Genomic DNA, 6,126 nt, shown 5'->3' on the forward strand with positions numbered 1-6,126 from the left:
CCAATGCGCACGCCGGTGAACGAGCCGGGGCCGCGGCCCACCAGCACGGAAGTGACGTCGCCCATGGAGAGTCCGGCACGCGCCAGCACGTCGAGCGCCGTCGTGGTGAGCTCGACGTTGGCGCGACGGCGGCAGAGATGGTCGCCAGAGGCGAGGAGCTCCATCGAACCATCGGCAGCGACGCGCGCGACTGCGCAGGCCAGCATGTCGGTGGAGCTGTCGAGGGCAAGCACGATCTGGGAGCTGGGACCACCCTGGGCCATGGGACATCACCCGCAATCCGTCGGCCGCGCACGCCGCGGTCGGCTCTTGGCTTTTGCAAAACGCGCACAGTGTAGCGCTACGAGGGAGCGGGCGCAGACACAGGCCACGCCAGCCGCCGTCGGCACATGCGCGGGCAAGCCCACCGCACCGCGGCAAGGGCTCCGTCCGGCCTAGGCCTCCTGGGTCCTCTCGTCCGCATGGGCGTCCACGGCAGCGTCGAGCGCACGGACCAGCTCCCGCCCGCGCCCGTCGTGCGCCACGAAGCGGATGGAGCGCCTCGGCTCCTCCCCCGCCTGGGCCTCGTCGTCCCTGCGCGAGATGAACACGTCCACGCGCTCCGGGCCGATCTGCCCCAGGAACTGTTCGCCCCACTCGATGAGGCAGGGCCCGTCAACGCCCATGGCGTCATAGAGGCCGATGTCCTCGAGCTGGTCGGGGTTGTCCAGGCGATAAAGGTCGAAGTGATAGAGCGGCATGCGTCCCCCGCCATAGACCATCTCGATGGTGAAGGTGGGGCTGGTCACGTCGTCCTTGATTCCCAGGCCGGAGGCGACCCCTTTGGTGAGCTGGGTCTTCCCCGCGCCGAGGTCGCCCGTCAGGACGAGGACGTCGGTGGGTTCGAGCAGGGCGCCCAGCAGTTCGCCCAGGGCGATGGTCTCTTCCTGCGAGGCGGAGTCGAACTCGCCCTCCCCCACGCGCCTGCAGGGCCTACTCATGCGCGGCCTCCTCGACCGGGTGCTCGCGCAGCCACTCGCCCACCATGCGCAGGTCGTTCTCGAGCAGGGGCTGCCAGTCGGAATGGTAGATGCAGGCAGCGGGATGGAAGGTGGGCATCACCACGAAGTGGCCCGTCTGGTGGAAGCGGCCACGCAGCTTGGTCACGCCCAGCTCGGTCCTCAGCACCCATTGCGAGGCGAAGTTGCCCAGGCAGACGATGACGTCGGGCCAGACGGAGCGCACCTGCTCGCGCAGGAAGGGCGAGCAGGCCGCGATCTCTTCCGGACGCGGGTTGCGGTTCGAGGGCGGGCGGCACTTCACCACGTTGGCGATGTAGATCTGGTCGCGGGTGAGGCCGGCGAGCGAGAGGAGCGCGTCGAGCTTCTTGCCGGCGGCACCCACGAAGGGCTCGCCCTGCAGGTCCTCGTTCCTTCCGGGCCCCTCGCCGATGAACATGACGCGGGCGCGGGGATTGCCCACGCCAAACACGAGCTTGTTGCGCGTCTCTCCCAGGGGGCAGAGGTGGCAGTCGCCCAGGGTGGCACGGACCTCCTCGAGGGTCACCTCACGGGGACGCTGGTTCTGGTGTCCTGGAATCTGAAGCATGGCATCGCCTTCCTAGACGAACACTTTTTCGAGGCGCATGCCAAAGTCGCAGGTTACCTCGTAGTTGATGGTCCCACGGCGTCGGGCCATCTCGTCCGCCGTGATCTCCTCGTCGCCGTCGACGCCCATGACCGTGACCAGGTCGCCGCGCTCCACGGGCTCGACAGGCCGGTATGCGCGCGCGTCGTTGACGTCCACGGCGAACATGAACTGGTCCATGCAGATGCGACCCACCTGGCGGGCACGCTGCCCGCGCACCAGGACGTCCATGTTGTTGGAGAGACTGCGAGAGAGGCCGTCCGCATACCCGATGGGCACCGTGGCGATCTGGATGCTGGGCTTGGGCACGCGGTAGGTGAGCCCATAGCCCACGCCCTCGCCCACGGCGGGACGCGCCACGCGGGTCACGCGGGCGCGCACGCTCATGGCGGGGACGAGCTGGATGCGGGGGACCGTGGTGTCTGCGGGGTGCAGGCCATAGAGGCCGATGCCCACACGGCACATGTCGTTGTGGAGCTCGGGATGGAGGACCGTCCCCGGCGTGTTGTCGCAGTGCACCAGGCCGCAGTCCAGGCCGGCGTCGCGCAGGGCGCCCACCGTGTCCATGAAGCGCGTGCTCTGCTGGCGGAAGTCCCAGTCGCCCACCACGTCGGCGGTGGCGAAGTGGGTGAAGGTGCCCGCACACTCGATGCCACGATGGAAGTCGATCATGCGGCGGAACTCCACCGCGTCCTCCGGCATCACGCCGATGCGGCTCATGCCGGTGTCTATCGCCAGGTGGTACTTGCCGACCTTGTCCAGCGCCACGGCACGCNCACGAGGTCCGGCAGGGCTTCGAGGTTGTCGAAGTGCCGACGCACCTCGTCGAGGTCCATGGACCCGTTGGCGAGCGCGAGCCTCAGGGCGAGGAGCGCCGCCGCGACCATCTGCGCCGTGTAGGCCTTGGTCGAGCAGACGCAGATCTCTGGCCCGGCCTGCACGTAGAGGGTCCCGTCGCTCTCGCGCGCGGCGCTAGACCCCAGGACGTTGGTGATCGCGAAGACCTTGCAGCCCAAGGCCCTCATGCGACGAGCGGCGGTGAGGGTGTCGGCCGTCTCCCCCGACTGGGTGATGACCACGCAGAGCGTGCGGTCGCTCACGAGCGGGTCCTTGTAGTTGAGCTCCGAGGCGTACTCGCAGAAGACGGGGACGTGCGCCCAGTCCTCGATCATGCTCCGGGCGATGAGCCCCACGTGGTAGGAGGTGCCGCAGGCGACGACGTACACGCGGTCTATGCCTGCGAGCTCCTCGGAGGTCATGCTGAGCTCGTCGAGCTCGATGCCGTGCTCGCCCAGGCGGCCCTTGAGGAGGCGCTCGATGGCCTCGGGCTGCTCGCTTATCTCCTTTGCCATGAAGTCGGCGTGTCCGCCCAAGGTGGCGGCGGAGGCGTCCCAGTCGATCCTGAGCGTGCTGGGATGGGCCACCAGCTCGCCCTCGTCGTCGAAGACCTCGACCGTCCCGTCCGCGCGCAGGAGGGCGAACTGGTCATCCTCGAGCTGGATGACGTCGGATGACACGGGCGAGAGGGGCATCACGTCCGACGCCGCGTAGGCGCCGTCTTCCGTCGAGGCGAGCACGAGCGGCGAGCCCTTGCGGGCCACGACCAGCTGGCCAGGGACGTCGGAGCACTCCACGACCAGGGCCCAGGAGCCCTGGAGGCGGCGGCACGCGTAGCGCACGGCGCGCAGCAAATCACCCTTGGCGGGGCCCTTCCAGGCGTCCTCCACCAGGTGCGCCACGACCTCGGAGTCGGTGTCGCTCGCAAACTGGTGTCCCGCGAGCCGGAGCTGCGAGCGGAGCTCCCGGAAGTTCTCGATGATGCCGTTGTGGACGATGGCGATGCGCCCGTCGCAGTCGAGGTGCGGATGGGCGTTGCGGTCGGTGGGGGCACCGTGGGTCGCCCAACGCGTGTGGGCGATGCCGGTGGTGCCCGTGAGGTTGGCCGTCCTACAGCGCTCGACCAGAGTGGCCACGCGCCCGGCGCACTTCACGCCATGGAGCTCGCCGTCGGACGCCATCACGTCGATGCCGGCGGAATCGTAGCCACGGTACTCGAGGGCGGCAAGACCCGAGAGAAGGAACTCGGCAGCCTGCCTTCGTCCCGTGTAGCCGACGATTCCGCACATGTGACACCTCCGATTGCGTTGCGTTTCCGTGCTGTCTGCCTGTGCTGACTGGCAATTCTACCAGCATGCGGCACAAGCCCCTCCCGCACCAACAAATCCAGGCGAGAGGGGCACGGCCACGGGCCCGCCAGGCGGGTCCCTGGCGCAGATATCTGGGCTAGGCCTTGAAGGGCTCCAAGGCCTTGAGCACGATGTCGTCCGCCTGGCGGCAGAGCGCGTCCTCGGGCGCCTCGGCGAGCACGCGCACCAGGGGCTCGGTGCCGCTTGCGCGCACGAGCACGCGACCGTTGCCCTCCAGGAAGCGCTCGGCCTCGGCCACCGCGGCCTTGACCTCGGGCGAGCCCATGGCGGCCTCCTTGTCGCTCACGCGCACGTTGACCAGGAGCTGTGGGTACAGCTTGACCGGAGAGCAGAGGACCGAAAGCCTCTCTCGCTCGGCGCGGATGACCTCCATCATGCGGAGGCTGGTCATGATGCCGTCGCCCGTGCGCTCGATGTCACCGAAGATGATGTGGCCGCTCTGCTCGCCGCCCAGCGAGTAGCCGTTCTGGCGCATGCAGGCATAGACGTTCTTGTCGCCCACGGCGGTAGTCTCGTACTGGAGGTTCGCCTCGTCGAAGGCGCGGAAGAGGCCGAAGTTGCTCATGACGGTGGGCACCACGGTGCCACCCGCGAGGCGGCCGTGCTTGTGCAGGTACTTGCCGCAGACGTAGAGGATGAGGTCGCCGTCCACCACGTGCCCGCGCTCGTCCACGGCAATGCAGCGGTCGGCATCGCCGTCATAGGCGAAGCCCACGTCCAGGCCCTGCTCCACCACGTGGCGCTGGAGACGCTCGATGTGGGTGCTGCCACAGTCGACGTTGATGTTGAAGCCGTTGGGCGCGTTGTTGATCACGCGGACGTCAGCGCCCAGCGCGTCGAAGACGGGACGCGCGACGGAGCTGGCGGCGCCGTTGGCGCAGTCCAGGCCCACCTTTACGCCCTGAAGCGAGAAGTTGGCGCTCGCGATGAGGTGGGCGATGTAGCGGTTGCGGCCCTGCATGTAGTCGACGGTGCAGCCAATGGCGTCTCCGGTGGCGAGGGGGATTTCGAGCTCGCCGTCGATGTAGCGCTCGACCTCCTCGAGGACGTCCTCGTCCATCTTGAAGCCGTCGGCATTGACCAGCTTGATGCCGTTGTCGGTGAAGGGGTTATGCGAGGCGGTAATCATGACGCCGCAATCGAACTGCCCGTCCACGGTCTCGTACGAGACGCCCGGCGTGGGGATCACATGCAGCATGTAGGCGTCGGCTCCGGAGGCTACCAGGCCGGACACAAGGGCGCTCTCGAACATGTAGCTGGAGCGACGGGTGTCCTTGCCAATGACGATGCGAGCCTTGCGAGCCTGGCGTGCTCCGTAGTACCAACCCACGAAGCGGCCGATCTTGTATGCGTGCTCGACGTTGAGGCCCTCGTTCGCGCGGCCGCGGAAGCCGTCGGTGCCAAAGTACTTCATCTACTCTCCCCTGCCTTTGGGCGCGGGACGGGCTGCCCGCCGACGCTGCCACGGAAGATACAAGGAGAATGGTAGCAGCACGCGGCCGCGCGATTGTGCGCGGCAGGTGGCGCCAATCGCCGCAGACGCCGAGCACGCTCCTGCGCACGCCGATGGCATCCGCTACGCTACTACGCACACGCCCATTGACGTTTTCGCAGTTGGCGAGCCGCCCTTGTGTGCGTTCGTGCGTGATGGGTAAATGGGACGTGCGTCCGTGCGTGGGGAATGGACAAGACGTGCGCTCGCGCGTGCCCGAGGACCTGTCGAATGCGAGGAAGAGAAGATGCTGTACTTGCTGAGCGCACCACAGCAAAGCGGCAAGACGCGGTGGCTGCAATCCCTGGTGGAGGGGCTGGAGGCGCGCGGCGTCGTCTGCAGCGGCGTCCTGGCGCCTGGTCGCTGGAGGCGCGAGCCGGACGGCAGCCTCTCCAAGCTGGGCATAGACAACCTGCTCCTCCCGCAGCACGAGCTTCTCGCNACGCCATGGCTACTCCACCGTGACCGACTTGGCCAGGTTGCGCGGCTTGTCCACGTCGCAGCCGCGCGCGCGGGCGACATAGCGGGCCAGAAGCTGGAGGTGGACGATGGCGACGATGGGCACGAGCTTCTCCTCGGGGACCTCTGGAATCCAGAGCGTGTCCTCGCAGAGGGCGCCCACGGCCTCGTCGCCGTCGGTGGCAACGGCGACGCAGGTGGCGCCGCGGGCCATGACCTCCTGGATGTTGGACACGGTCTTGTCGTGCACGTGGTCGGCGGGAACGATCGCCACCACGGGGAAGCCTGGCTCGAGCAGGGCGATGGGCCCGTGCTTCATCTCGCCGGCGGGGGGGGCCCCGG

General features: G+C 68.1%; 5 protein-coding genes and 2 pseudogenes. All 7 read right to left on the bottom strand.

Annotated features, from left to right (window positions below):
* Nucleotides 1-263: pseudogene (locus BQ7388_RS13155) on the bottom strand (tRNA (adenosine(37)-N6)-threonylcarbamoyltransferase complex transferase subunit TsaD); the annotation flags it as partial.
* A 171-nt stretch (nucleotides 264-434) separates the two neighbouring features.
* Complete coding sequence (tsaE, locus tag BQ7388_RS10845) at nucleotides 435-980, bottom strand: tRNA (adenosine(37)-N6)-threonylcarbamoyltransferase complex ATPase subunit type 1 TsaE (protein ID WP_072500667.1); 546 nt, start codon at nucleotides 978-980, stop codon at nucleotides 435-437.
* Nucleotides 973-1,587, bottom strand: a complete 615-nt coding sequence (locus tag BQ7388_RS10850) for a uracil-DNA glycosylase (protein WP_062529376.1) — start codon at nucleotides 1,585-1,587, stop codon at nucleotides 973-975. Before BQ7388_RS10850 ends, tsaE begins: the two co-directional genes overlap by 8 nt.
* A gap of 12 nt (nucleotides 1,588-1,599) precedes the next feature.
* Nucleotides 1,600-2,397, bottom strand: a pseudogene (gene alr, locus BQ7388_RS10855) (alanine racemase); the annotation flags it as partial.
* Entirely contained in the window at nucleotides 2,355-3,752 is a 1,398-nt protein-coding gene (gene glmS / locus BQ7388_RS10860) for a glutamine--fructose-6-phosphate transaminase (isomerizing) (RefSeq protein ID WP_234946965.1), read from the bottom strand. The gene glmS and the pseudogene alr, both read right to left, overlap by 43 nt.
* A 157-nt stretch (nucleotides 3,753-3,909) precedes the next feature.
* Nucleotides 3,910-5,247: a phosphoglucosamine mutase gene (gene glmM / locus BQ7388_RS10865; RefSeq protein ID WP_009278124.1), complete on the bottom strand. Its 1,338-nt coding sequence runs from the start codon at nucleotides 5,245-5,247 to the stop codon at nucleotides 3,910-3,912.
* A gap of 529 nt (nucleotides 5,248-5,776) precedes the next feature.
* Nucleotides 5,777-6,126: SIS domain-containing protein (locus tag BQ7388_RS10870; RefSeq protein WP_129583274.1), on the bottom strand; the 350-nt coding region annotated here is incomplete at its 5' end.

Origin of the sequence: Olsenella phocaeensis (assembly GCF_900120385.1) — a bacterium.
Classification (GTDB): Bacteria; Actinomycetota; Coriobacteriia; order Coriobacteriales; family Atopobiaceae; genus Olsenella_I; species Olsenella_I phocaeensis.

What these genes read in the sequence shown, in the direction of transcription:
- BQ7388_RS10850 (WP_062529376.1), bottom strand. Translation starts at nt 1,587, where the DNA reads ATGCTTCAGATTCCAGGACACCAGAACCAGCGTCCCCGTGAGGTGACC.
- glmM (WP_009278124.1), bottom strand. Translation starts at nt 5,247, where the DNA reads ATGAAGTACTTTGGCACCGACGGCTTCCGCGGCCGCGCGAACGAGGGC.
- tsaE (WP_072500667.1), bottom strand. Translation starts at nt 980, where the DNA reads ATGAGTAGGCCCTGCAGGCGCGTGGGGGAGGGCGAGTTCGACTCCGCC.